Source organism: Streptomyces sp. NBC_00162 (genome assembly GCF_024611995.1).
GTDB lineage: Bacteria > Actinomycetota > Actinomycetes > Streptomycetales > Streptomycetaceae > Streptomyces.
Genome location: NZ_CP102509.1, coordinates 4473787 through 4499782 on the forward strand (window position 1 = coordinate 4473787; position 25996 = coordinate 4499782).

General features: G+C 69.0%; 25 protein-coding genes and 1 tRNA gene. 15 read left to right on the forward strand and 11 right to left on the reverse strand.

What is annotated here, in order from left to right; all coding sequences use genetic code 11:
* Positions 1–22: 22 nt before the first annotated feature.
* From sigM to trxA, 4 genes are all read left to right on the forward strand, one after another.
* The gene (gene sigM, locus JIW86_RS20845; protein WP_215139802.1) at positions 23–718 is read left to right on the forward strand and encodes an RNA polymerase sigma factor SigM; all 696 of its coding nucleotides are present in this window, start codon (positions 23–25) and stop codon (positions 716–718) included.
* Positions 715–1638 carry a hypothetical protein gene (locus JIW86_RS20850; RefSeq protein ID WP_257555366.1) on the forward strand — a complete coding sequence of 308 codons (924 nt, stop codon included), beginning with the start codon at positions 715–717 and terminating at the stop codon, positions 1636–1638. The genes sigM and JIW86_RS20850 overlap by 4 nt, the downstream gene beginning before the upstream one ends.
* Before the next feature lie 126 nt (positions 1639–1764).
* Positions 1765–2724, forward strand: a complete 960-nt coding sequence (gene trxB / locus JIW86_RS20855) for a thioredoxin-disulfide reductase (protein WP_215139804.1) — start codon at positions 1765–1767, stop codon at positions 2722–2724.
* A gap of 48 nt (positions 2725–2772) precedes the next feature.
* Positions 2773–3108, forward strand: a complete 336-nt coding sequence (trxA, locus tag JIW86_RS20860) for a thioredoxin (protein ID WP_215139805.1) — start codon at positions 2773–2775, stop codon at positions 3106–3108.
* A gap of 67 nt (positions 3109–3175) precedes the next feature.
* On the opposite strand, the gene JIW86_RS20865 is transcribed toward trxA, so the two are convergent.
* The 9 genes from JIW86_RS20865 to rpmH all read right to left on the reverse strand — a co-directional run bounded on the left by JIW86_RS20865 (position 3176) and on the right by rpmH (position 9652).
* Positions 3176–3793, reverse strand: coding sequence for a GNAT family N-acetyltransferase (locus JIW86_RS20865; RefSeq protein WP_215139806.1), 618 nt, complete (start codon positions 3791–3793; stop codon positions 3176–3178).
* 117 nt (positions 3794–3910) lie between these two features.
* Positions 3911–5002: a ParB/RepB/Spo0J family partition protein gene (locus JIW86_RS20870; protein ID WP_257555367.1), complete on the reverse strand. Its 1092-nt coding sequence runs from the start codon at positions 5000–5002 to the stop codon at positions 3911–3913.
* Complete coding sequence (locus tag JIW86_RS20875) at positions 4999–6090, reverse strand: ParA family protein (RefSeq protein ID WP_322975539.1); 1092 nt, start codon at positions 6088–6090, stop codon at positions 4999–5001. The genes JIW86_RS20870 and JIW86_RS20875 overlap by 4 nt, the downstream gene beginning before the upstream one ends.
* A gap of 264 nt (positions 6091–6354) precedes the next feature.
* Complete coding sequence (gene rsmG / locus JIW86_RS20880) at positions 6355–7071, reverse strand: 16S rRNA (guanine(527)-N(7))-methyltransferase RsmG (RefSeq protein WP_257555368.1); 717 nt, start codon at positions 7069–7071, stop codon at positions 6355–6357.
* A gap of 131 nt (positions 7072–7202) precedes the next feature.
* Complete coding sequence (locus JIW86_RS20885) at positions 7203–7715, reverse strand: protein jag (RefSeq protein ID WP_030755362.1); 513 nt, start codon at positions 7713–7715, stop codon at positions 7203–7205.
* A gap of 15 nt (positions 7716–7730) precedes the next feature.
* Positions 7731–8837, reverse strand: coding sequence for a membrane protein insertase YidC (gene yidC, locus JIW86_RS20890; RefSeq protein WP_257555369.1), 1107 nt, complete (start codon positions 8835–8837; stop codon positions 7731–7733).
* A gap of 3 nt (positions 8838–8840) precedes the next feature.
* Positions 8841–9122 (reverse strand): membrane protein insertion efficiency factor YidD, encoded by a 282-nt coding sequence (gene yidD / locus JIW86_RS20895; RefSeq protein ID WP_075970728.1) that lies wholly within the window; start codon positions 9120–9122, stop codon positions 8841–8843.
* Entirely contained in the window at positions 9119–9493 is a 375-nt protein-coding gene (rnpA, locus tag JIW86_RS20900) for a ribonuclease P protein component (RefSeq protein WP_257555371.1), read from the reverse strand. Before rnpA ends, yidD begins: the two co-directional genes overlap by 4 nt.
* A 21-nt stretch (positions 9494–9514) precedes the next feature.
* Positions 9515–9652 carry a 50S ribosomal protein L34 gene (rpmH, locus tag JIW86_RS20905; RefSeq protein WP_008741645.1) on the reverse strand — a complete coding sequence of 46 codons (138 nt, stop codon included), beginning with the start codon at positions 9650–9652 and terminating at the stop codon, positions 9515–9517.
* Between the two features lie 396 nt (positions 9653–10048).
* Here rpmH and dnaA point away from each other — a divergent pair, with 396 nt between their 5' ends.
* The 11 genes from dnaA (at position 10049) to JIW86_RS20960 (ending at position 24124) form a co-directional block, all read left to right on the forward strand.
* On the forward strand, positions 10049–11815 hold the full coding sequence (dnaA, locus tag JIW86_RS20910; protein WP_416237582.1) for a chromosomal replication initiator protein DnaA: 1767 nt from the start codon (positions 10049–10051) through the stop codon (positions 11813–11815).
* Between the two features lie 875 nt (positions 11816–12690).
* Complete coding sequence (dnaN, locus tag JIW86_RS20915) at positions 12691–13821, forward strand: DNA polymerase III subunit beta (protein WP_030153167.1); 1131 nt, start codon at positions 12691–12693, stop codon at positions 13819–13821.
* A 189-nt stretch (positions 13822–14010) separates the two neighbouring features.
* Complete coding sequence (gene gnd, locus JIW86_RS20920; protein ID WP_257555376.1) at positions 14011–14886, forward strand: phosphogluconate dehydrogenase (NAD(+)-dependent, decarboxylating); 876 nt, start codon at positions 14011–14013, stop codon at positions 14884–14886.
* A gap of 81 nt (positions 14887–14967) precedes the next feature.
* Positions 14968–16104 (forward strand): DNA replication/repair protein RecF, encoded by a 1137-nt coding sequence (recF, locus tag JIW86_RS20925; protein WP_257555377.1) that lies wholly within the window; start codon positions 14968–14970, stop codon positions 16102–16104.
* Positions 16101–16640, forward strand: a complete 540-nt coding sequence (locus JIW86_RS20930; RefSeq protein WP_257555378.1) for a DUF721 domain-containing protein — start codon at positions 16101–16103, stop codon at positions 16638–16640. Before recF ends, JIW86_RS20930 begins: the two co-directional genes overlap by 4 nt.
* A 282-nt stretch (positions 16641–16922) precedes the next feature.
* Positions 16923–18944, forward strand: coding sequence for a DNA topoisomerase (ATP-hydrolyzing) subunit B (gyrB, locus tag JIW86_RS20935; protein WP_257559377.1), 2022 nt, complete (start codon positions 16923–16925; stop codon positions 18942–18944).
* 40 nt (positions 18945–18984) lie between these two features.
* On the forward strand, positions 18985–21609 hold the full coding sequence (gene gyrA, locus JIW86_RS20940; protein ID WP_257555379.1) for a DNA gyrase subunit A: 2625 nt from the start codon (positions 18985–18987) through the stop codon (positions 21607–21609).
* 3 nt (positions 21610–21612) lie between these two features.
* Positions 21613–22236 carry a DUF3566 domain-containing protein gene (locus JIW86_RS20945; RefSeq protein ID WP_374199200.1) on the forward strand — a complete coding sequence of 208 codons (624 nt, stop codon included), beginning with the start codon at positions 21613–21615 and terminating at the stop codon, positions 22234–22236.
* Between the two features lie 83 nt (positions 22237–22319).
* Positions 22320–22393, forward strand: a tRNA-Ile gene (locus JIW86_RS20950).
* Between the two features lie 145 nt (positions 22394–22538).
* The gene (locus JIW86_RS20955; RefSeq protein WP_208809277.1) at positions 22539–22673 is read left to right on the forward strand and encodes a DLW-39 family protein; all 135 of its coding nucleotides are present in this window, start codon (positions 22539–22541) and stop codon (positions 22671–22673) included.
* A 122-nt stretch (positions 22674–22795) separates the two neighbouring features.
* Positions 22796–24124 carry a hypothetical protein gene (locus tag JIW86_RS20960; protein WP_257555385.1) on the forward strand — a complete coding sequence of 443 codons (1329 nt, stop codon included), beginning with the start codon at positions 22796–22798 and terminating at the stop codon, positions 24122–24124.
* Here the strand turns inward: JIW86_RS20960 and JIW86_RS20965 are convergent.
* Both JIW86_RS20965 and JIW86_RS20970 read right to left on the reverse strand, forming a co-directional pair.
* Entirely contained in the window at positions 24111–25385 is a 1275-nt protein-coding gene (locus JIW86_RS20965; RefSeq protein ID WP_257555386.1) for a serine/threonine-protein kinase, read from the reverse strand. The genes JIW86_RS20960 and JIW86_RS20965 overlap by 14 nt on opposite strands.
* Before the next feature lie 53 nt (positions 25386–25438).
* Positions 25439–25987 carry a helix-turn-helix domain-containing protein gene (locus JIW86_RS20970; RefSeq protein ID WP_215139819.1) on the reverse strand — a complete coding sequence of 183 codons (549 nt, stop codon included), beginning with the start codon at positions 25985–25987 and terminating at the stop codon, positions 25439–25441.
* Positions 25988–25996 lie beyond the last annotated feature (9 nt).

A 25996-nucleotide genomic window follows, 5' to 3' on the forward strand; every position in this document is an offset into this window, starting at 1 on the left:
CCCTTCCGGGAGGGGAGGTGTGATGCACGACGCGGCGACCGGCGGGGACAGCGACCAGGAATTGCTGGCGCTGCACGTCGCCGGAGACCCCGACGCCTTCGGTGAGCTCGTCCGCAGGCACCGGGACCGGCTGTGGGCCGTGGCCCTGCGCACCCTCGGCGACCGCGAGGAGGCCGCCGACGCGGTGCAGGACGCCCTCGTCTCCGCCTACCGGGCCGCCCACACCTTCCGCGGGGACTCCGCCGTCACCACCTGGCTGCACCGCATCACCGTCAACGCCTGCCTCGACCGGGCCCGCAAGGCCGCCTCCCGCAAGACCTCGCCCCTCGACGACACGGAGCGCCTGGAGCGCCTCCTGGAGCCCCACGAGTCCGCCGAGGCCCCCGCGGAGCGCCAGGACCTCCACCGCCAGCTCCTGGCCGCCCTCAGCACCCTCCCTGCCGAACAGCGGGCCGCGCTCGTCCTCGTCGACATGCAGGGATACCCCGTCGCCGAAGCCGCCGACATCCTCGACGTCCCCACCGGCACCGTGAAGAGCCGCTGCGCACGCGGCCGCGCGAAACTCCTCCCGATGCTCACTCATCTGCGCACGAATGCCGGGGATAACACCGCCACCGAGCGGGGAAGGAACCGGACGCCGGGCACAGCCGTCCCACCAGCGGCAGAACCCAGGCAGCCAGACCCAGACGCAGTGAAGGGCGGAGGTGGACGACCGTGACCCCCACGACCGGCACGACCGGCACGATCCGGCACCCGGACGTCTCGGAGATCTCCGACCTGACCGAAGGACTCCTCTCCCCGACCCGCAGCGCCGAAGTCAGACTCCACCTCGGCGGCTGCACCCTGTGCGCCGACGTCCGCGCCTCCCTGGAGGAGATCCGCGCCGTCCTGGGCACGCTCCCGGGCCCGGCCCGGATGCCCGCCGACATCGCCGGCCGCATCGACGCGGCCCTCGCCGCCGAGGCCCTCCTCGACTCCACCACCCCCCAGGCTTCCGACGAGGACAGTCGGCCCGCATCCGCTGCCCGTCCCCGCCCGACCGACCGCGATGTTTCACGTGAAACATCGCCCGCCGGCCACCCGAACGGCCCAAGCGGCCCTGGGCGACGCCGCGCCCGCCGCCGGATCGCCGTACTCACGGGCCTGGCCGGGGCCGCCGCCTGCGCGCTCGGAATCTTCCTGTTCAGCGACGTGTCCGGCCCGCCCTCTCATGACGCAACCGCCCGCCGGGAAACGACGAGCTCCGCCGCCCAGCCCCCCACCGACGGCGCCTACACCTCCCAGGGCCTGCGCAGCAGCGTCAAGCAGCTCCTCGACTCCGGGCAGGGCGCCAAGGCGGCCACCCAGGGGGAGCAGAACAACACCTACGGGATGGAGAACACCCCGGCACCCGGGATCGCCCCCAACGACCGCCAGGCGGCCTCCGTCCCCGCCTGCGTCCAGGAGGCCACCGGCCGCCCGGAGACCCCGATCGCCTCCGAGCGCGGCAGCTACCAGGGCACTCCGGTACTCCTGCTCGTCCTGCCGCACCCGGGCGACTCCTCCCGCGTGGACGCCTACCTCGTCGACTCCGGCTGCGAGAACACCACCCCGGCCACCCCCGGAAAGGTCCTGCTGACGAACACCTATCCCCGGTAACCGACACGTAAGGACTGCAGGGGACAGCAGGGGAATGCATGCGCCGTAGGATCCGTTGGGTGGGGTGAGAGTCCGAACCGGCCCCCGGTAGGCAGCACGCAGTCCGCAGAGACGAGGAAGAAACCCGTGAGCGACGTTCGAAACGTGATCATCATCGGCTCCGGGCCGGCCGGTTACACGGCTGCCCTGTACACCGCACGCGCTTCGCTCAAGCCGCTGGTATTCGAAGGCGCCGTCACCGCCGGTGGTGCGCTGATGAACACCACCGAGGTGGAGAACTTCCCGGGGTTCCAGGACGGCATCATGGGCCCCGACCTCATGGACAACATGCGCGGCCAGGCCGAGCGGTTCGGCGCCGAGCTGGTCCCGGACGACATCGTGTCCGTGGACCTCACCGGTGAGATCAAGACCGTCACCGACACCGCCGGCACCGTGCACCGCGCCAAGGCCGTCATCGTCACCACCGGCTCCCAGCACCGCAAGCTCGGCCTGCCCAACGAGGACGCCCTCTCCGGCCGCGGCGTCTCCTGGTGCGCCACCTGCGACGGGTTCTTCTTCAAGGACCACGACATCGCCGTCGTCGGCGGCGGCGACACCGCGATCGAGGAAGCGACCTTCCTCTCCCGGTTCGCCAAGTCCGTCACGATCGTCCACCGTCGCGACAGCCTGCGCGCCTCGAAGGCCATGCAGGACCGCGCCTTCGCCGACCCGAAGATCAAGTTCGCCTGGGACAGCGAGGTCGCCGAGATCCACGGTGAGCAGAAGCTCTCCGGTCTCACCCTGCGCAACACCAAGACCGGCGAGACCTCCGCGCTGCCCGTGACCGGCCTCTTCATCGCCGTCGGCCACGACCCCCGCACCGAGCTGTTCAAGGACCAGCTGGAGCTCGACGACGAGGGCTACCTCAAGGTCGACGCCCCCTCCACCCGGACCAACGTGACCGGCGTCTTCGGCGCCGGCGACGTCGTGGACCACACCTACCGTCAGGCCATCACCGCCGCGGGCACCGGTTGCTCCGCCGCCCTCGACGCCGAGCGCTTCCTCGCCGCCCTCGCGGACGCCGAGAAGGCCCACGCGACCGTCTGACCCGCTTCATCCCCACACCCCACCCCGCAGGAAAGAAGGAGGCCCGCCGTGGCTCTCAAGACCGTGACCGACACCGATTTCGACGCCGAGGTACTGGCCAGCGACAAGCCGGTGCTGGTGGACTTCTGGGCCGAGTGGTGCGGCCCGTGCCGCCAGATCGCGCCGTCGCTCGAGGCCATCGCGGCCGAGTACGGCGACCAGATCGAGATCGTCAAGCTCAACATCGACCAGAACCCGGCCACGGCTGCCAAGTACGGCGTCATGTCCATCCCGACCCTGAACGTGTACCAGGGCGGCGAGGTCGTCAAGACCATCGTGGGTGCCAAGCCGAAGGCCGCCATCCTGCGCGACCTTGAGAACTTCGTCCAGGTCAAGACCGTCTGACGAGGCACATGTTTCACGTGAAACGGGGCCGCCCCTCAAAGGGGCGGCCCCGTTTCACGTATCCGGCTCACAACGGGCGCAGCACCGGCTCCTTGCGCGCCGCACCCAGCAGCCGGTCCAGCGCAAGCTCCACGTCTTCCTTCCACGACAGCGTGGAGCGCAACTCCAGCCTCAGCCGCGGATGCGCGGGGTGGGGCCGTACCGTTTTGAAGCCCACCGCGAGCAGGTGGTCCGCCGGAAGCAGGCAGGCCGGCCCCTCCCACCGCGCGTCCCCGAACGCCTCGATGGCCCGGAACCCCCGCCGCAGCAGGTCCTTCGCCACCGTCTGGACCATCACCCGGCCGAGCCCCTGCCCCTGATATCCCGGCATGATCCATGCGGTGATCAGCTGCACGGCGTCCGGCGACACCGGACTGGTCGGAAACGCCGTGGCCCGCGGCACGTACGCCGGCGGCGCGTACAGCACGAACCCGACCGGAACCTCGTCCACGTAGACCACCCGGCCGCACGATCCCCACTCCAGGAGGACGGCGGAGATCCAGGCCTCCTTCTCCATCGCCGGCGTACCCGCCTTCACGGCGGCCTCACCACTGACCGGATCCAGCTCCCAGAACACGCAGGACCGGCAACGACGAGGCAGATCCTGGAGGTTGTCCAGCGTGAGCGGTACCAGCCGACGACCCATGAACGCATCGTATCCACTGGCCCCCACTCTTTCGACAGGCACAGCTTCGACAGGACGCCAGAGGGGCGGACCGCGTCGGTTCTCACCGGCACGATCCGCCCCTCGGCGGCCCAGGTGTCACTCCCCGGACAGACCCTGCTCCAGCACCCGGCCCTCGCCCGGCGCCAGCGTGACCAGAATCCGCTCCAGGTCCTCCATCGACGCGAACTCGACGGTGATCTTGCCCTTCTTCTGACCCAGATCGACCTTCACCCGCGTCTCGAACCGGTCCGACAGCCGCGTCGCCAGCTCATTGAGCGCCGGAGCCACCCGGGCACCCGCACGCGGACCCTTCGGCTTCACCGCGCTGGAGGGCTCCGACGCCATCAGCGTCACGATCTCCTCCACCGCACGCACCGACAGCCCCTCGGCCACGATCCGGTGCGCCAGACGGTCCTGCTCCTCGGAGTCCTCCACAGACAAGAGCGCCCGCGCATGACCCGCCGACAGCACCCCCGCAGCCACCCGGCGCTGCACCGAAGGCGACAGCTTCAGCAGCCGAAGCGTGTTCGACACCTGGGGACGCGAGCGGCCGATCCGGTCCGCCAGCTGGTCATGCGTGCAGTTGAAGTCCTGGAGCAGCTGGTCGTACGCCGCAGCCTCCTCCAGCGGATTCAGCTGAGCCCGGTGCAGGTTCTCCAGCAGCGCGTCCAGTAGCAGCTTCTCGTCATCCGTCGCCCGGATGATCGCCGGAATGCTCTCCAGACCGGCCTCCCGGCAGGCCCGCCAGCGCCGCTCGCCCATGATCAGCTCATAGCGGCCCGGAGTCGACTGCCTCACCACCACCGGCTGAAGCAGACCCACCTCCTGGATGGAGGTCACCAGCTCGGCCAGTGCGTCCTCGTCGAACACCTCACGCGGCTGCCGCGGGTTCGGCGTGATCGCGTCCATCGGAAGCTCCGCGAACGTCGCTCCGGCCACCACATTGGCCTCCGGCGCCTCCGGCACCGGCTCGCTCACCGGCGCGACCGCGAGCGATGTTTCACGTGAAACATCGGCCTGCACCAGCGAAGCCAGCTTCGCCGCCGCGATCCCGCGCTCCGAGGTCAACACCGGCACCGCCGACGGAGACGTCGACCCGCCGCCGCCCGCCGACGGCGTCTTCTCCTGCGGGGCCGCGGGAATCAGCGCACCGAGCCCCCGCCCCAGACCTCTACGTCGCTCGCTCACTGGATCCCCTCCGCCACACTCTGCGTGCTGTTGTTCACACCCGCGCCCAGATGGGCTTGCTGGGCGTCGTACTGCATTCCGACCCCACGGAACGCGATCTCCCGCGCCGCCTCCAGGTAGGAGAGCGAACCGCTGGAACCCGGGTCGTACGTGAGCACCGTCTGCCCATAGCTCGGCGCCTCGGAGATGCGCACCGACCGCGGAATGCTCGTCCGCAGCACCTCCTTGCCGAAGTGACTGCGCACCTCGTCCGCCACCTGCGAGGCCAGCCGGGTCCTGCCGTCGTACATCGTCAGCAGGATCGTCGACACGTGCAGCGTCGGGTTCAGGTGGGCCCGCACCAGATCGACATTGCGCAGCAGCTGCCCCAGCCCCTCCAGCGCGTAGTACTCACACTGGATCGGGATCAGCACCTCCGCCCCCGCCACCAGGGCGTTGACGGTCAGCAGCCCCAGCGAAGGCGGGCAGTCGATCAGGATGTAGTCGAGCGGCTGCTCGTACGCCTGGATCGCCCGCTGGAGCCTGCTCTCACGGGCCACCAGCGACACCAGCTCGATCTCCGCACCCGCCAGATCGATGGTGGCCGGGGCGCAGAAGAGCCCCTCCACATCCACCACGGGCTGGACGACCTCCAGCAGGGGCCTGCTGTCCACCAGCACGTCGTAGATCGACGGCACATCCGCGTGGTGGTCGATCCCCAGAGCGGTGGAGGCATTGCCCTGCGGGTCGAGGTCGACCACCAGGACCCGCGCCCCGTGCAGTGCCAGCGAGGCCGCCAGATTCACGGTCGTCGTGGTCTTGCCCACGCCGCCCTTTTGGTTGGCGACCACGATGACCCGGGTCTGCTCCGGCCGGGGCAGACCCTCGCCGGCGCGCCCCAGCGCCTCGACCGCCAGCTGGGCGGCTCGGCCGATGGGGGTGTCGTTGTCTACAAGGGGAGGGGGCGATGTTTCACGTGAAACATCGTCTCCCGCCGATTCAGAGCGGGGACCGGGGACCGGGTCGGCCATCGGCCCCGCGAGGTTGGCGTCGGACCGCACGGTGTCACTCTCCTCGACATCAGGCTCGCGATGAACAGAGCCTCCCATGTCACCGGGGTCGCGAACCAGCGGGGCCCGTACTCCTGTGGATGAATCCACCGATGTGGACAACTCCGTCCCCCTCGCATCCTTGCGATTGCGGGGGGACGCAGCCGCACGACCGCGGCTGATGATTCCGTGCAGCAGAGAGCGACGTTTCACGTGAAACACGATGCCCGGGTGAAGACTTCAGGCCGCTACGACACTCCGAAATCCATACCTATAGGGCCCAACACGGCCGAAATCTCCTGCGGAACCCCAAGAACCAGAGCCTCAGCGGCGCCGACGCGTGCGTCCCACCCGGGCCGCCTTCGCACGCTTGGCAGCGAACCTCACCCCGCCGGGACTCTCTCCGACCTCCACGCGCACCACAGTCGACAGAGGGTCCACCACACCCTCACCCACGTGCAGCACTGAGGTCTTCACCACACCGAGCTTCGTCAGCGCGGTCTTGGCCGACACCAGCTCCTCCTCGGCGGTATCACCCTTGAGCGCCAGCATCTCCCCGTACGGACGCAGCAGGGGCACACCCCAGGCGGCCAGCCGGTCCAGCGGAGCCACCGCCCGAGCCGTCACCACGTGCACCGGCTGCAGCTTCCCGAGAACCTCCTCGGCCCGCCCGCGCACGACCGTGACGTGGTCCAGGCCCAGCAGCTCCACGGCCTCCTGGAGGAAGGTCGTCCGCCGCAGCAGCGGCTCGAGCAGCGTGATCTTCAGATCACGCCGCACCAACGCCAGCGGGATGCCGGGCAGACCCGCACCCGAGCCCACGTCGCACACGGTGACGCCCTGGGGAACCACCTCCGACAGCACAGCGCAGTTCAGCAGATGCCGCTCCCACAGCCGCGGCACCTCACGCGGCCCGATCAGGCCCCGCTTCACTCCCGCATCGGCCAGCAGCTCCGCGTAGCGCACAGCTTCCGGGAAAAACTCACCGAACACCGCGCGCGCCTCTTCAGGCGCCGGGGGAAGCTCAGCTGCCTCCGTCACGGGGACCGTCCCTTCCGTACCGCATGGTTCTGAAGAACCACGTCTTCAAGATGGCGCGTCGTTCACATGCCAGGCTGACAAACTTCGGCCCCGTCTGCGACACAGACGGGGCCGAACACTCTCGCTACCGGTCAGGCCGGGAGCACAACGACGAAGCGCTGCGGCTCCTCGCCCTCGGACTCGCTCCGCAGACCGGCCGCAGCCACGGCGTCGTGGACGACCTTGCGCTCGAACGGGGTCATCGGGGCCAGCTTCAGGGGCTCGCCGGACGCCTTCACGTCCGCCGCGGCCTGAGCGCCCAGCGCCGCCAGCTCCTCGCGCTTCTTCGCGCGGAACCCGGCGATGTCCAGCATCAGCCGGCTGCGGTCACCGGTCTCGCGGTGCACGGCGAGGCGGGTCAGCTCCTGCAGAGCCTCCAGAACCTCACCGTCGCGGCCCACGAGCTTCTGCAGGTCACGGCCGGCCGAGTCACTGACGATCGACACCGCGGCCCGGTCGGCCTCGACGTCCATGTCGATGTCGCCGTCCAGGTCGGCGATGTCCAGCAGACCCTCAAGGTAGTCGGCCGCGATCTCACCCTCCTGCTCGAGGCGGGTCAGGGTGTCGCCACTCTCAGCGGCGGCGGTGGTGGTGCCTTCCGTCACGGGAGGGACTCCTTCTTACTTCTTGGAGGGCTTGCTGGGGGGCGTCTGACGCTTCGACTTCGGCTGCCGCTTGGGCTGCTGCCGCTTCGTGGCGACACCACCGCTCGCCGCATCCGAATCCACGGTGGCTTCAGCACTCTTGGTCACGGAGCCGTCCGCCTGAGCGGCCATGCCCTGCTTGGTCAGCGCGGAGATGAACTTGCGCTCGTTGTCGTTGCGGTCCGGGCCCTTGGCCACGATCGCCGCGACGATCTTCTTCTTGCCCCGGCCCTTGACGTCACCGTGCGAGCTGACGTGCTTCAGCAGGCGGGTCAGGTACTGGTCCTGGGCCTTGCTGCCCGGCGTCGGGTTCTGGTTGATCACGTACATCTGCTGACCCATGGTCCACACGTTCGTGGTCAGCCAGTAGACGAGAACACCGACGGGGAAGTTGATGCCCATGACCGCGAAGATCACGGGGAAGATGTACATCAGCATCTTCTGCTGCTGCATGAACGGCGTCTTGACCGACAGGTCGACGTTCTTCGCCATCAGCTGACGCTGCGTGTAGAACTGCGACAGCGACATCAGGACGATCATGATGGCGGTGACGACACGCACATCGGTGATCGAGGCGCCCAGGGAAGCGGCCTTCTCGGCGCTGTCCGTGAACTTCGCGGCCAGCGGGGCCCCGAAGATGTGCGCCTGACGCGCGCTCTCCAGCAGCTCCTGGTTGATGACGCCGATCGTCTTCCCGTTGGCGATGGCCGACAGCACGCTGTAGAGCGCGAAGAAGAACGGGGACTGCGCCAGGATGGGAAGGCACGAGGAGAGCGGGTTGGTACCCGTCTCCTTGTACAGCTTCATCATCTCTTCGGACTGACGCTGCTTGTCGTTCTTGTAGCGCTCCTGGATCGCCTTCATCTTCGGCTGGAGCGCCTGCATGCCACGCGTCGCCTTGATCTGCTTCACGAAGAGCGGGATCAGGCAGATACGGATCAAGACCACCAGGGACACGATGGACAGGCCCCAGGCCCACCCACTGTCCACACCGAAGATCGCCCCGTACAGCTTGTGGAACTGGACGATGACCCACGAGACGGGTGTGGTGATAAAGCTGAACAGATTGGCAATCGTGTCCACTAATCAGGCTCCTTGAGCATTGCGAGATCTACGCAACGCACTGCGCAGCTGCTCGTGCCAACGCGGGCGTTTACGGGGTGGGACATGGTCCACGCCACCGGGCGACCACGGATTGCACCGCAGGATCCGCCAGGCGGTCAGGACCGTCCCCTTGACCGCACCATGCCGGTCGATGGCCGTGTACCCGTAGTGCGAGCACGACGGGTAGTAGCGGCACACCGGCCCGAGCAGCGGACTGATCGTCCACTGGTACAGCTTGATCAAAGCGAGCAGCGGGTACTTCATCGAGCCACGCCTCCCAGGAGCCGCACCAGAGCGGCATCCAGGTCCCGGGCCAGCTCGTCGGCGCTGGCATCACCCGCTCCGGGCAACGCACGTACCACCACCAGGCTACCGGCGGGCAGCTGAGACAGCCGCTCCCGGACCAGATGGCGCAGACGGCGCTTCACCCGGTTACGTATGACGGCATTGCCGACAGCTTTGCTGACGACGAAACCCGCACGCGCCGAGGGATCGATCTCCCCCGACTCGTGCGGGTCCGTTGCACCGCTTGTACGTAGGTGGACGACGAGGAGCGGGCGACCAGCCCGACGCCCTCGGCGTACCGCGCTCGCGAAGTCCTCGCGCCGCCTCATCCGATTTTCGGGAGACAGCACGACGTCACGACCTGCGTGTTGTTACGCGGAAAGGGCGGCGCGGCCCTTGCCACGACGGTTCGCGAGGATCGCGCGACCGGCACGGGTACGCATCCGCAGGCGGAAGCCGTGGGTCTTGGCACGACGGCGGTTGTTCGGCTGGAAGGTGCGCTTGCTCACTCGGGGGCTCCAGAGAATAAATCGTTGTGGCGGGACATCGCCTGGCTGTCACCGTGCGCCCACGAGGAAACTCGCGTGTTCGCCCGAGTGGCACCGCTAAACGATCACAATCAGTGATCTCGCCCATCGGTAGGCAGGCGGCAGCAGCCATCGACAACTCGACCTCGTTACGGTACGCGCGGCTACGCCATCCGGTCAAACCGAGGCGATGCTGCCCCACACTGTGCACAGGCTGTGGACAACGACTTGAACCGTACCCGCTGGCCTGACTACCGTTGTCTGACCCTGGATTTTTTGTCCCGACCGTCCCAAAGAACCACACATTCGTGGGACCCCTGTGAGAGAGCGTGCTCTGTGGCTGACGTACCTGCCGATCTTGCCGCAGTGTGGCCAAGGGTGCTCGAAAAGCTCCTCGGGGAGGGACAGCCGGGGATCGAGCCCAAGGACAAGCAGTGGGTCGAGCGATGCCAGCCCCTGGCACTCGTCGCCGACACCGCACTGCTCGCCGTCCCCAACGAGTGGGGCAAGCGCGTCCTCGAAGGCCGCCTCGCCCCGCTGATCAGCGACGCCCTCAGCCGCGAATGCGGCCGCCCCATCCGGATCGCCATCACCGTGGACGACTCCGCCGGCGAGCCCGCGCCCCCGGCCCCGCCCGCCCAGCAGCAGGGCGGCTACGAGCCGTACCCCGGCCAGCGCCCCGGCGGCGGCCCGGGCGGCCCCTCCGACGACCAGCTCCCCACCGCCCGCCCCGCCTACCCGGACTATCAGCAGCCGCGCCCCGAGCCCGGCGCCTGGCCCCGGGGCGGCCAGCAGGACGACTACGGCTGGCAGCAGCCCCGCCTCGGCGGCTTCCCCGAGCGCGACCCGTACGCCTCCCCGCAGCCGGGCTACCTCCAGCAGTCCGAGCCCTCCGGCTACGACCAGGGCTCCTACGAGCAGCAGAAGTACGAGCAGTCCCCGTACGAGTCCCAGCAGCAACACCAGCAGCATCAGCCGCACCAGTCACATCAGTACGAGCAGCAGAAGTACGAACAGCAGCAGTACGAGCAGCCAGCGCCCCGCCAGGCCCCCGGCCGGTCCGCTGCCGCCCCGGCCCCGTCCGGCGGCTCCCCCTCGGGCCCGCTCGAACCGACCGCCCGGCTGAACCCCAAGTACCTCTTCGACACCTTCGTCATCGGCGCCTCCAACCGCTTCGCGCACGCCGCCGCGGTGGCCGTCGCCGAGGCACCCGCGAAGGCGTACAACCCCCTCTTCATCTACGGGGAGTCGGGGCTGGGCAAGACGCACCTGCTGCACGCCATCGGCCACTACGCGCGGAGCCTGTACCCCGGCACCCGCGTCCGGTACGTGAGCTCCGAGGAGTTCACCAACGAGTTCATCAACTCCATCCGCGACGGCAAGGGCGACGCGTTCCGCAAGCGCTACCGCGAGATGGACATCCTGCTCGTCGACGACATCCAGTTCCTCGCGAGCAAGGAGTCGACGCAGGAGGAGTTCTTCCACACCTTCAACACGCTCCACAACGCCAACAAGCAGATCGTGCTCTCCTCCGACCGGCCGCCCAAGCAGCTCGTCACCCTGGAGGACCGGCTCCGCAACCGCTTCGAGTGGGGCCTGATCACCGACGTCCAGCCGCCCGAGCTGGAGACCCGCATCGCGATCCTGCGCAAGAAGGCGGTCCAGGAGCAGCTCAACGCCCCGCCGGAGGTACTGGAGTTCATCGCCTCCCGCATCTCGCGCAACATCCGCGAGCTGGAGGGGGCGCTGATCCGGGTCACGGCCTTCGCGAGCCTCAACCGGCAGCCGGTCGACCTGGGCCTCACCGAGGACGTCCTCAAGAACCTGATCCCGGGCGGCGAGGACAGCGCTCCGGAGATCACGGCCACCGACATCATGGCGGCCACCGCCGACTACTTCGGGCTCACCGTGGACGACCTGTGCGGCTCCTCGCGCAGCCGGGTCCTGGTCACCGCCCGGCAGATCGCCATGTACCTGTGCCGGGAGCTCACCGACCTGTCCCTGCCCAAGATCGGGGCGCAGTTCGGCGGCCGCGACCACACCACCGTCATGCACGCGGACCGCAAGATCCGCGCCCTGATGGCAGAGCGCCGCTCCATCTACAACCAGGTCACGGAGCTCACCAACCGCATCAAGAACGCCTGAGCCGGCCTCCCCGGACGCCCGGGGAGAGCCTCGCCGGGCCCTTTCAAACGCATCTCGAGGGCGCTCCCGGACCATGCCGGGGGCGCCCTTCTTCGTCCGCGCGCCCCTGACCTGTTCGAATACGCCCCCGCGGGAGCAACTCATCCACAGATTCACGGACTTTCTGCCGTCCACACCCTGGGGACGGCCCTCGTCGCCCACAATCTGTCCACAGGGGTGCCGGTTGAGGGCCCATCAGGCCAGGTCAGCAGCCTGTGGAATTGTGCGCAAGCTCCATCCACAGGCTGTGGACAGATTTTTCGTCCACAGCGCTGTCCACGATGTTGTCCACCACCAACCCACAGGTTCGCTGATCCTGTGCACAGGATCAGATGTCTTCTCCACACCGTTGTCCACTGTTCGGCAACATGCCACCCCCTCTCACCGCCCCGAGTGAAAGCCGTCACACGGAGGTGGACGTTTGGGTTGTGGAGTACTGGGGGAAAGCTGGGGACACACCTGTGGAGTAGTGGAGGTCGTCTGGGGACGGCCTGTGCAGAAGTTTTCGTTCTCCACAGGAACACCGTGTTGTCCACCGGTGCCACCCACAGGGTGTGGGGATAAAAAACGCGGGTTGACCTGCGAGAACAGCGTTATCCACCGTTTCCACAGGCCCTACTACTACCCCCATAGAGAGTTAGCCCGGTTTCGGTTTTCAAGCAGGACCTGTGCACAACTCGGTGGGCAGCCTCCTCGACGCCTCGCCCCCGACTTGACCGCCAGCCGCACCGAGTGTCGGCGCCGTACGTCAGACTGGTCCCCGGCATCGGTCGAGGCATCGACGAGCCGAGGACGAAGGCCGGCACACGAGCGATCAACAGCAGGAGGCGGTTCCGGTGAAGATCCGGGTGGAGCGCGACGTACTCGCGGAGGCGGTGGCTTGGGCGGCCCGTAGCCTCCCGGCCCGGCCGCCGGTGCCCGTTCTCGCGGGCCTGCTGCTGAAGGCCGAAGAGGGCACCCTCAGCCTCTCCGGCTTCGACTACGAGGTCTCGGCCCGCGTCTCCGTCGAGGCGGACGTCGAGGAGGACGGCACGGTCCTGGTCTCCGGCCGGCTGCTCGCCGACATCTGCCGCGCCCTCCCCAACCGCCCGGTGGAGATTTCCACAGACGGTGTACGGGCGACCGTGGTCTGCGGCTCCTCGCGATTCACACTCCACACCCTGCCTGTGGAGGAATACCCGGCGCTGCCGCAGATGCCGACCGCGACCGGCACCGTGCCCGGCGAGGTCTTTGCCTCCGCCGCCGCCCAGGTCGCCATCGCCGCCGGCCGCGACGACACGCTGCCCGTGCTGACCGGTGTCCGCATCGAGATCGAGGGCGACCGCGTCACCCTGGCCTCCACCGACCGCTACCGCTTCGCGGTCCGTGAGTTCCTGTGGAAGCCGGAGAACCCGGACGCCTCCGCCGTGGCCCTGGTGCCCGCGAAGACGCTCCTGGACACCGCCAAGTCCCTGACCAGCGGTGACACGGTCACCCTGGCGCTGTCCGGCTCCGGTGCCGGTGAGGGCCTGATCGGTTTCGAGGGCGCCGGCCGCCGCACCACCACCCGCCTGCTCGAGGGCGACCTGCCGAAGTACCGCACGCTCTTCCCGACGGAGTTCAACTCCATCGCGGTGATCGAGACCGCCCCGTTCGTCGAGGCCGTCAAGCGCGTGGCCCTGGTCGCCGAGCGCAACACCCCGGTCCGCCTGAGCTTCGAGCAGGGCGTGCTGATCCTCGAGGCCGGTTCCTCGGACGATGCACAGGCTGTGGAGCGCGTCGACGCCAAGCTGGAGGGCGACGACATCTCGATCGCCTTCAACCCGACCTTCCTGCTCGACGGCCTGAGCGCGATCGACTCGCCCGCCGCGCAGCTCAGCTTCACCACGTCCACCAAGCCGGCGCTGCTCAGCGGCCGCCCGGCGGTCGACGCCGAAGCCGACGAGGCGTACAAGTACCTGATCATGCCGGTACGCCTCTCTGGCTGATTCTTCGCAGGTCAGGCCCGGTTTCGCGCCCCGCGAGACCGGGCCTGACCGCGTTCTTCCCGCAGCCCGGGGCCGTGCGCGCCCCGTGGAGCCCGGCGGCCCGGCCGGGCGTAGGCTCGGGGCCTGGGATGTCCTCCGGGAAGCAGGAGGCCCCGGCAAAGACGGCCACAACGCTTAAGGAACCACCTGATGGAGCTTGGTCTCGTCGGTCTCGGCAAGATGGGCGGCAACATGCGCGAGCGCATCCGCCGCGCAGGCCACACCGTCATCGGATACGACCGCAACCCGGACCTTGCCGATGTCCACAGCCTGCGGGAACTTGTGGACAGCCTGCAGGCCCCCCGCGTCGTGTGGGTGATGGTCCCGGCAGGTGCGGCGACGCAGTCCACCGTCGACGAGCTCGCGGAGCTGCTCTCGATCGGCGACATCGTCGTCGACGGCGGCAACTCCCGCTGGACCGACGACGAGAAGCACGCCGCGGAGCTGGCCACCAAGGGCATCGGCTTCGTCGACTGCGGCGTCTCCGGCGGCGTGTGGGGCCTGGAGAACGGCTACGCGCTGATGTACGGCGGCGAGAAGGACCATGTGGGCCGGGTTCAGCCGATCTTCGACGCGCTCAAGCCCGAGGGTGACTTCGGCGCCGTACACGCCGGCAAGGTCGGTGCGGGCCACTTCGCGAAGATGGTTCACAACGGCATCGAGTACGCCATGATGCAGGCCTACGCCGAGGGCTGGGAGCTCCTGGAGAAGGTGGACTCGGTCACCGACGTCCGCGAGGTCTTCCGCTCCTGGCAGGAGGGCACGGTCATCCGGTCCTGGCTGCTGGACCTGGCCGTGAACGCCCTCGACGAGGACGAGCACCTCCAGCAGCTGCGCGGCTTCGCGCAGGACTCGGGAGAGGGCCGCTGGACGGTGGAGGCGGCGATCGACAACGCCGTTCCGCTGCCCGCGATCACCGCCTCGCTGTTCGCGCGGTTCGCCTCGCGCCAGGACGACTCCCCGCAGATGAAGATGATCGCCGCGCTGCGCAACCAGTTCGGCGGCCACGCGGTCGAGAAGAAGTAGTCGACAAGAGACACCGTGCGGCTCGGAGCAGCCGCACAGCACCACACAGAGCAGCAGGAAGCCGGGGGAGGTCGGCGCCGTATGCATGTTTCGCATCTCTCGCTGGCCGACTTCCGCTCGTACGCCCGGGCCGAGGTTCCCCTCGACCCGGGCGTCACGGCTTTCGTGGGCCCCAACGGCCAGGGGAAGACCAATCTCGTCGAGGCGATCGGCTACCTGTCGACGCTGGGCAGCCACCGGGTCTCCTCGGACGCGCCGCTCGTACGGATGGGCGCGGACCGGGCGATCATCCGCGCGGCCGTCACCCAGGGCGAGCGGCAGCAGCTGGTGGAGCTGGAGCTGAATCCGGGCCGGGCGAACCGTGCCCGGATAAACCGGTCCTCGCAGGTCAGGCCGCGGGACGTGCTGGGGATCGTGCGGACAGTGCTGTTCGCGCCGGAGGACCTGGCCCTGGTGAAGGGCGATCCGGGTGAGCGGCGGCGGTTCCTGGACGAGATCGTCACCGCGCGCTCCCCGCGGATGGCGGCGGTCCGCTCGGACTACGAGCGGGTGCTGAAGCAGCGCAACACCCTGCTGAAGTCGGCGGCGATGGCGCGTCGGCACGGCGGCCGGACCATGGACCTGTCGACCCTGGACGTGTGGGACCAGCACCTGGCGCGCGCGGGCGCGGAGCTGCTGGCGCAGCGGCTGGACCTGATCGCGACGCTGCTGCCGCTGGCGGACAAGGCGTACGAGCAGCTCGCGCCCGGCGGCGGCCCGCTGGGGCTCTCGTACAAGTCCTCGGCGGGCGAGCCGGTGGACAGCGGGGCGGCGCGGAGCCGCGAGGCGATCTACGAGGTGCTGCTGGCGGCCCTGGTGGAGGTGCGCAAGCAGGAGATCGAGCGGGGCGTGACGCTGGTCGGTCCGCACCGCGACGACCTGCTGCTGCGGCTGGGGGAGCTGCCGGCGAAGGGGTACGCGAGCCACGGGGAGTCGTGGTCGTACGCGCTGGCCCTGCGGCTGGCCTCGTACGAGCTGCTGCGCTCGGAGGGCGCGGAGCCGGTGCTGATCCTGGACGACGTGTTCGCGGAGCTGGACGCGCGGCGTCGGGAGCGGCTGGCCGAGCTGGTGGTGCCGGGCGAGCAGGTGCTGGTGACGGCGGCGGTGGACGATGACGTTCCGGGTGTGCTGGCGGGGGCGCGGTTCGGGGTGTCCGGTGGTGAGGTGACCCGGCTGTGAGCGATCAGGACAAGGAGCCGCGCGGCGAGCCCCGCAAGGCGCCGGAGCCTTCCGGTGTGGATCTGGCGCGCCAGGCCCTCGCCGCGGCGCGGGAGCAGGCGCGGGCGCGGGGCAACGCGGTGGGCGGGAAGAAGCGTCAGCAGCATCCGGGGCTGCGGTCGGGTGCCCGTGCGGACGGCCGGGATCCGATGCCGTTGATGGCGGCGCTGGACCGGTTGCGCACGGAGCGCGGCTGGGAGATGCCGATGGCGGTGGCGGGTGTGATGGAGCGCTGGCCGGAGATCGTCGGTCCGGAGATCGCGGCGCACTGTGAACCGGAGCGGTACGAGGATCGTGAACTGGTGGTCCGGTGTGATTCCTCGGCGTGGGCGGCGCAGCTGAAGCTGCTGGCTCCGCAGCTGGTGGCGCGGCTCAACGCGGATCTGGGGCAGGGCACGGTGCGGCTGATCAAGGTGCAGGGCCCGGGTGGGCGGCCGAAGGGGTACGGGCCGTGGCGGGCGCCGGGGAGCAAGGGCCCGGGGGATACCTACGGCTGAGTAGGCCGGGGCGACGGTGGTGTCCCTCACGGTAGTGGGAGGTTGACAGGCCGAAGCGCTGGATGCCCGTGTGAGCCTCTTTGAGCCCCTTCCCGGATATGGGGAGTCGGAAGGTGGAGGTTCAGGGCGGCACATGCGGACTCAGGTACCGGCAAACCCCCATTCATGTCGGTGGTACCGGTAGACTGGGGGAAATCCCGCCCGTTCGCGGGATCACGCAGACAACGCAGATCGACGCGGCCGCTCCTCCGGCGCACTCGCTGGTCCGGAGTACGGGCTGCGCTGTGCCAGAAAGGGCGCTTCGTGGCCGATTCCGGCGACTCCAACGAGAAGAATTACGACGCCAGTGCCATCCAGGTCCTCGAGGGCCTGGATGCGGTCCGCAAGCGGCCCGGTATGTACATCGGCTCGACCGGTGAGCGCGGCCTGCACCACCTCGTGCAGGAGGTCGTGGACAACTCCGTCGACGAGGCCATGGCCGGGCACGCGGACACGATCGACGTGACGATCCTCCCCGACGGCGGCGTGCGCGTGGTCGACAACGGCCGAGGCATCCCGGTCGACATCGTGCCGTCCGAGGGCAAGCCGGCGGTCGAGGTCGTCCTCACGGTCCTGCACGCGGGCGGCAAGTTCGGCGGTGGCGGTTACGCCGTCTCCGGCGGTCTGCACGGCGTGGGCGTGTCCGTGGTGAACGCGCTGTCGACGAAGGTCTCGGTCGAGGTCAAGCGCGACGGCTACCGCTGGACGCAGGACTACAAGCTGGGCGTGCCGACGGCGCCGCTGGCGAAGAACGAGGAGACCGACGCTCACGGCACGACCGTGACGTTCTGGGCCGACCCCGACGTCTTCGAGACGACCGACTACTCCTTCGAGACGCTCTCGCGGCGCTTCCAGGAGATGGCCTTCCTGAACAAGGGCCTGACCCTGACGCTGACGGACGAGCGCGAGTCGGCGAAGGCCACGGTCGGCGCCGACGACCCTGAGGCGGAGTCGGCGGAGCCCGCGGCGCGGACGGTCAAGTACCACTACGAGGGCGGCATCGTCGACTTCGTGAAGTACCTGAACTCGCGCAAGGGCGAGATGATCCACCCGACCGTCATCGACGTCGAGGCCGAGGACAAGGAGCGCATGCTCTCGGTCGAGATCGCGATGCAGTGGAACTCGCAGTACACGGAGGGTGTCTACTCCTTCGCGAACACGATCCACACGCACGAGGGCGGTACCCACGAGGAGGGCTTCCGCGCGGCGCTGACCGGCCTGGTCAACCGCTACGCGCGCGACAAGAAGCTGCTGCGCGAGAAGGACGACAACCTCGCCGGCGAGGACATCCGCGAGGGTCTGACGGCGATCATCTCGATCAAGCTGGGCGAGCCGCAGTTCGAGGGCCAGACGAAGACCAAGCTGGGCAACACGGAGGCGAAGACCTTCGTGCAGAAGGTCGTGCACGAGCACCTGAACGACTGGTTCGACCGGAACCCGGTCGAGGCCGCGGACATCATCCGCAAGTCGATCCAGGCGGCCACGGCGCGCGTCGCGGCCCGCAAGGCCCGTGACCTGACGCGTCGCAAGGGTCTGCTGGAGAGCGCCTCGCTGCCGGGCAAGCTGTCCGACTGCCAGTCGAACGACCCGACGAAGTGCGAGATCTTCATCGTCGAGGGTGACTCGGCCGGTGGCAGCGCGAAGTCCGGCCGCAACCCGATGTACCAGGCCATCCTGCCGATCCGCGGCAAGATCCTGAACGTCGAGAAGGCCCGTATCGACAAGATCCTCCAGAACACCGAGGTCCAGGCGCTGATCAGCGCCTTCGGCACGGGTGTGCACGAGGACTTCGACATCGAGAAGCTCCGCTATCACAAGATCATCTTGATGGCGGACGCCGACGTCGACGGCCAGCACATCAACACCCTGCTGCTGACCTTCCTGTTCCGCTTCATGCGGCCGCTGGTCGAGGCGGGTCACGTGTACCTGTCCCGCCCGCCGCTGTACAAGATCAAGTGGGGCCGGGACGACTTCGAGTACGCGTACTCGGACCGTGAGCGCGACGCCCTGGTCGAGCTCGGCAAGCAGAACGGCAAGCGGATCAAGGAAGACTCGATCCAGCGCTTCAAGGGTCTGGGCGAGATGAACGCCGAGGAGCTGCGCGTCACCACCATGGACGTGGACCACCGTGTGCTCGGCCAGGTCACCCTGGACGACGCGGCGCAGGCCGACGACCTGTTCTCGGTGCTGATGGGTGAGGACGTCGAAGCCCGGCGCTCCTTCATCCAGCGCAACGCCAAGGACGTTCGCTTCCTCGACATCTGAGTCGGCTCAGCTGACCGCCTGAAAGGACCTTTGACCAGCAATGGCCGACGAAACCACGCCCACTGCCGAGAACACCGAGGAAGAGCAGCCCGTCGTACGCATCGAGCCCGTGGGGCTCGAGACGGAGATGCAGCGCTCCTACCTCGACTACGCGATGTCCGTCATCGTCTCGCGCGCGCTGCCCGACGTGCGGGACGGCCTCAAGCCGGTCCACCGCCGTGTGCTGTACGCGATGTACGACGGCGGTTACCGGCCCGAGAAGGGCTTCTACAAGTGCGCCCGTGTCGTGGGCGACGTCATGGGCACCTACCACCCGCACGGTGACTCCTCGATCTACGACGCCCTGGTCCGCCTGGCCCAGCCGTGGTCGATGCGCATGCCGCTGGTGGACAGCAACGGCAACTTCGGCTCTCCGGGCAACGACCCGGCGGCCGCGATGCGCTACACCGAGTGCAAGCTGATGCCGCTGGCCATGGAGATGCTCCGGGACATCGACGAGGAGACCGTCGACTTCACGGACAACTACGACGGCCGCAACCAGGAGCCGACGGTCCTGCCGGCGCGTTTCCCGAACCTGCTGGTCAACGGCAGCGCCGGTATCGCGGTCGGTATGGCGACGAACATCCCGCCGCACAACCTCCGCGAGGTCGCGGCGGGCGCGCAGTGGGCGCTGGAGCACCCGGAGGCCTCGCACGAGGAGCTGCTGGACGCGCTGCTCGAGCGGATCAAGGGCCCGGACTTCCCGTCGGGCGCCCTGGTCGTGGGCCGCAAGGGCATCGAGGAGGCGTACCGGACCGGTCGCGGCTCCATCACGATGCGCGCGGTGGTGGAGGTCGAGGAGATCCAGAACCGCCAGTGCCTGGTGGTGACGGAGCTTCCGTACCAGACCAACCCCGACAACCTCGCGCAGAAGATCGCGGACCTGGTGAAGGACGGGAAGATCGGCGGCATCGCCGACGTCCGTGACGAGACCTCGTCGCGGACCGGCCAGCGCCTGGTGATCGTCCTGAAGCGCGACGCCGTCGCCAAGGTCGTGCTGAACAACCTGTACAAGCACACCGATCTGCAGACGAACTTCGGCGCGAACATGCTGGCGCTGGTGGACGGCGTGCCGCGCACGCTGTCGATCGACGCCTTCATCCGTCACTGGGTGCAGCACCAGATCGAGGTCATCGTCCGCCGTACGCGCTTCCGCCTGCGCAAGGCGGAGGAGCGCGCGCACATCCTGCGCGGTCTGCTCAAGGCGCTGGACGCGATCGACGAGGTCATCGCGCTGATCCGGCGCAGCAACACGGTCGAGATCGCGCGCGAGGGCCTGATGGGCCTGCTGGAGATCGACGAGATCCAGGCGAACGCGATCCTGGAGATGCAGCTGCGGCGCCTGGCGGCGCTGGAGCGGCAGAAGATCGTCGCCGAGCACGACGAGCTCCAGGCCAAGATCAACGAGTACAACGCGATCCTGGCCTCGCCGGAGAAGCAGCGCTCGATCGTCAGCGAGGAACTGGCGGCGATCGTCGAGAAGTTCGGCGACGACCGGCGTTCCAAGCTGGTGCCCTTCGACGGCGACATGTCCATGGAGGACCTGATCGCCGAAGAGGACATCGTCGTCACGATCACGCACGGCGGCTACGTCAAGCGCACCAAGACCGAGGACTACCGCTCGCAGAAGCGCGGCGGCAAGGGCGTGCGCGGCACGAAGCTGAAGCAGGACGACCTGGTCGACCACTTCTTCGTCTCGACCACGCACCACTGGCTGCTCTTCTTCACGAACAAGGGCCGGGTCTACCGGTCCAAGGCGTACGAGCTGCCGGACGCCGGCCGGGACGCGCGCGGGCAGCACGTGGCGAACCTGCTGGCCTTCCAGCCGGACGAGAAGATCGCCCAGATCCTCGCGATCCGCGATTACGACGCGGCGCCGTACCTGATCCTGGCCACCAAGGGCGGCCTGGTGAAGAAGACGGCGCTCAAGGACTACGACTCGCCCCGTTCGGGTGGTGTCATCGCGATCAACCTCCGGGAGACGGGCGCCGACGGCGCCGACGGCGCTTCTGACGAGCTGATCGGCGCGGAGCTGGTGTCCGCTGCGGACGACCTGCTGCTGATCAGCAAGAAGGCGCAGTCGATCCGCTTCACGGCGACCGATGACGCGCTGCGCCCGATGGGCCGCGCCACCTCGGGCGTGAAGGGCATGAGTTTCCGTGAAGGTGACGAACTGCTCTCCATGAGCGTGGTGAGGCCGGGTACGTTCGTCTTCACCGCGACCGACGGCGGCTACGCCAAGCGGACGCCGGTCGACGAGTACCGCGTCCAGGGTCGTGGCGGTCTGGGCATCAAGGCCGCGAAGATCGTGGAGGACCGCGGGTCGCTCGTCGGGGCACTCGTGGTGGACGAAACGGACGAGATTCTCGCCATCACGCTCGGCGGTGGTGTGATTCGTACGCGCGTCAACGAAGTCAGGGAGACCGGCCGTGACACCATGGGCGTCCAGCTGATCAACCTGGGCAAGCGCGATGCCGTGGTGGGCATCGCCCGTAACGCCGAGGCCGGTCAGGAAGCTGACGAGGTCGAGGCCGACGAGATCGAGACCGAGACCGAGGCAGCCGACGGACAGGCCGCCGAGGCCGCCGAGGGCACGCAGCCTTCGGCTGGGGAGCACGAGGAGTAAGTCGTGAGTGGAGCCACGGGCGCCGGACCGGCCATGACTGGAGAGAACGGTGCCCGTGGCCCTGCCGCGGACTCCCAAGGGGGGACTGTGACGGATACCCGAGGAACGCAGCCGCAGCCGCAGGCCGGCGCGGCCCCCGCGCAGCCGTACCACCCGCCGCAGGCCTACTCGGCGCCCTCGGGCCCGGGTGTGCCGCGGGCCGGCGGGGCGGGCACCGCGCAGCGCAAGCCGCGTACGGGGGCCCGTATCGCGCCCAGGACGCGCAAGGCGCGGCTGCGGGTGGCCAAGGCCGACCCGTGGTCGGTGATGAAGGTCAGCTTCCTGCTGTCGATCGCGCTGGGCATCTGCACGATCGTGGCGGCGGTGGTGCTGTGGATGGTCATGGACGCGATGGGTGTCTTCTCGACCGTCGGCGGCACGATCAGCGAGGCGACCGGCTCGAACGAGAGCAACGGCTTCGACCTCCAGTCGTTCCTGTCGCTGCCGCGCGTTCTGATCTTCACCTCGGTCATCGCGGTGATCGACGTGGTGCTGGCGACGGCGCTGGCGACGCTGGGCGCGTTCATCTACAACCTGTCGGCGGGCTTCGTCGGCGGTGTGGAGCTCACGCTCGCCGAGGACGAGTGACCTGCGCAGACGCATCGCAGGAACCGATTTTGGAGCTCCCGGGTCTGTGCGCTAACCTTCAGGAGTCAGCGCGCAGCGCGGATGGGGCTATAGCTCAGTTGGTTAGAGCGCATCCCTGATAAGGATGAGGCCACAGGTTCAAATCCTGTTAGCCCCACAGTGTCGAAGACCCTCAGGCCCAAGGCCTGGGGGTCTTTGTCGTAGGGCCAGTTGGCGGGTTCACAGATAACCGATCGGTATCGGTCGGTGTGTATTGTTGGCTGCCAGAAGTCCCCTACGTCAACGAAAGACGAGGTCGCGCGGTGAAGAAGCTGCTCCTGGTCGCACTGGCCGCCATCGGCGGGCTCCTCGTGTACCGCCAGATCCAGGCGGACCGCGCCGAGCAGGACCTGTGGACGGAGGCAACTGACTCCGTGCCCTCTGGTTCCGGTGTGTGAGACCGAAGGCTGATCTCATGAAGCCCCGGCTGCCGCTGCGGCCGGGGCTTTGTGCTGTTCTGTGACAAAAAGTTACGTTATGCAAAGATTTGGCTTGCGCTAGCAAACTCGGGGTGGGCGTGATGGGTCGGGTACGGACGACGATGCGGACGGGAGCCGCGGCGGGGGCGGTGGCCCTGGTCCTGGCGGGCGGTCCGCAGGGCGCCGCCTACGCGGAGGGGACCGCGCCGCAGCCGGTGCCGACGTACCGCGCCGCCGACGGCGCGAAGGCGGTGGAGGGCAAGCCCTCCACCGCGGACGCCCCCCTGCTGGAGGCCGGGCAGGTCTACACGGACACGATCGGGCCCGGCGAGCGCGTCTACCGGCTCTACCTGGACGACAAGTCGAGCGTGTACGTCTCCGCCGTCGTCCGGCCTCCCCGGGGTGCCAAGGTCGCCTACAGCGACGGCATCGAGGTGGAGGTCATGACCAAGGAAGGCCGTGCCTGCCCGAACAACAACGGCCATGCGGTCTTCGGATACGACCCCGTCCCCCTCAGCGAGGTCGGCGTCCGGCGGCTGGAGGAGGACGCCGAATGCCAGCAGGGCGGCACCTACTACGCCAAGGTCACCCGTACCGCGGCCAAGGACAGTGACCAGAGCCCGTGGCCCGTGGAGCTCCGGCTCCAGCGCGAGCCCGCTCCGGCCGCCGGCAGCGGGCCCACCACCGCTCCCAGCGTCTGGCCCTCGGCCTCCCCGACCCTGCCCGGCAGCGAGCCGGTCGCCCGCACCGGCGGCACCGGCTTCAACGACGCCCGCGCGCTGGACGGCGGAGTGTGGCGTGACGAGCTGCGGCCCGGGCAGACCCGCTTCTACCGCGTCCCCCTCGACTGGGGGCAGCAACTGGGCTTCAGCGCCGAACTCGCCGCAGCCAAAATGACCAAGTCGTACGGCAGCGCCTCCAACGGCCTCACCGTCTCGCTCTACACGCCTTACCGGGGTCTGGTCGTGTCCGAGGACGCGTCCTACGACGGCAAGCAGGCGGCCGTCACCCTGCCGAAGGCGGCTCCGGTGGCGTACGAGAACCGCTTCTCCGACGACACCAAGGTGCGGCCGGTCCGGGTGGCCGGCTGGTACTACATCGCGGTGACCATGGGTGGGAAGGTCGCCGAGTTCACCGAGGACGCGACCCCCGTGCCGCTGACCCTGCGCACGGACGTCATCGGGTCCCCCGCCAAGGCGCCCGCGTACAAGGAGAGCCTGGCCGCGGGCGGCTTCGGGGTCGGGGCCGAGGACCGGGCCGCCGCCAAGGACGGGCTCACCGCCCCGGAAGCCTCCGACGCCGCCAGTACCCACTCCGCGATGCGGGTGGTGGCGGGCGCCGGGTTCGGTACCGGGACCCTGCTGCTGCTCGTGCTGGGCGGCTGGATCCTGCTCGCCCGGCGGGGCCGCGGAGCCGCTACATCCGGGTGAGGGCCCATACGCCGACGGCGAAGCAGAGCAGCGCCGTGGCGAGGATCCCGGCCTTCACCTTCGCCGCGGGCGGGGCGATCGCGCCGCCGGTCCGGGCGGGCGGCGCGGGCGGGGCCTGGGGCGCCGGCGGAGCGAGGTGGAAGCTCCCGGTCTCCAGGGGCCCGTACGAGGCCACGGGGACGGTCTGTGCGGTCGCGCCCGGATCGCTGCGGGTCGCCTCCGCCACCGTGGTCGGGGTCGTGTACGGGGACGGGTACGGGGACCCGTACGGCGACGGGGTCGGCGTCGGGCTCGGAGGCGTGTGCGGGGCCGCCGGTCCGGTGGGCACCGCGGCGGCCGTGGGCGCCTCGGTGCCGCTGCCGGGCGTGCCCGCCGCCGCGGCCGACGGCCCCTGAGGTCCGAAACCGGCGGGGAGCGGTCCGAGTTGGTCGAACACCTCCACCGGAACCTCGTCCGGCGCGGCCGGAGCGAGCAGCTCCACGGCCTCGACAAGGGCCTTGCGCGCCCCTGTGGCCGTCTTGAAGCGGGTGTGGGGGTCCGGCTGCAGCAGATTGGCGATGACGTCCCAGAGGGGCGCGGGAACGCCTTCCGGTGCGCCGGGGGTGCCGTGCGCGAGGAAGTGCTCCACCAGGGCCTGGGAGTCGGGCTTGCGCCCCTGGAGCAGGTACAGGGCGACCAGCCCGACGGCGAAGAGGTCGGCGGGGAAGTCGGGCTCGGCACCCAGCAGTTGTTCGGGGGCGAAGTAACCCGGGGTGCCGACGACGTAGTTGGTCTCCGTCAGCCGGGGCTCACCCTTGCGCATGGAGATGCCGAAGTCGGACAGCCGCAGGTGCGGCCGCCCGGTTCCGGTGGCCTCCATCAGGATGTTGGCCGGTTTGATGTCGCGGTGGACGACGCCTTCCGCGTGTACCGCGGCCAGCCCCGACAGGAGCTGGTCGAGCAGGGTGCAGACGAACCGGGGCGGGAGGGGACCGTAGTCCCCGATCACATGGCCGAGGGAGCCGCCGCTGACCAGGTCCATGGTGAACAGGACCTTGTCGTCGTCGGCCGCCCAGCTGGCGGGGGCCAGTACGTGCGGGTGATCGATCCGCAGGGCCTGTTCCCGCACGAACCTCAGGAGCGTGTGGGCGTCGCTCTGAAGCAGAACCTTCGCGGCGACGTACCGGCGGCGCCGGTGGTCCCAGGCACGCCACACGGCACCCGCGCCACCGCGCCCGATCGGATCGATCAACTCGTATCGACCGGCGAAGATCTCACCCATCGCTGTGCCCGTCCCCCGTCACCCGTAGTCGCCCTGGCCCGCCGTCGTGCGTGTCAGTTCTGGTGGGCCTCGTAGTGGGCCACCGCGTCGGCGGTGCGGCCCGCGCCGTACACCCGGAGGAACTCTGCCAGTTCCGGGTGGCTGGGGGCGAGTGTGTCCGCCGCGTCGATGATGTCGCCCGCCGCGGAGACCGAGCGCAGCAGCGACTGGATCTCACGGACGATGCGCTTGACGGTGGGTGCGCCCGAACTGATGGGGGTCTGGCCGCTGTTGCTGAGGACGGAACCTCCCTGGGTCTTCTTGATCTCGTCCATCCTGTCGGTGGCCTCCGCCGCGCTGACGCTCCCGTCGGCCACCTGGCCGGCGAGGTCCTGGAGGGCCTGGACGCGCTGCACCACGGCAGGGTTACCGATCTTGGCGCGCTGGCCGCTCATCAGCTGGGACAGCATGGGCGCCGACAGTCCGAGGACGGCAGCGAGGCGAGCCTGGTTCAAGCCGAGGTCATCTATGAGCCGGCGAAAGAGCGCTCCCAGCGGCTCCCCGTACCAACTGCGCTGAAGCTCTCTGGCTCTGGCCGTGGCCTCTTGCTGTACTGCGTCCACTCTTCCTAC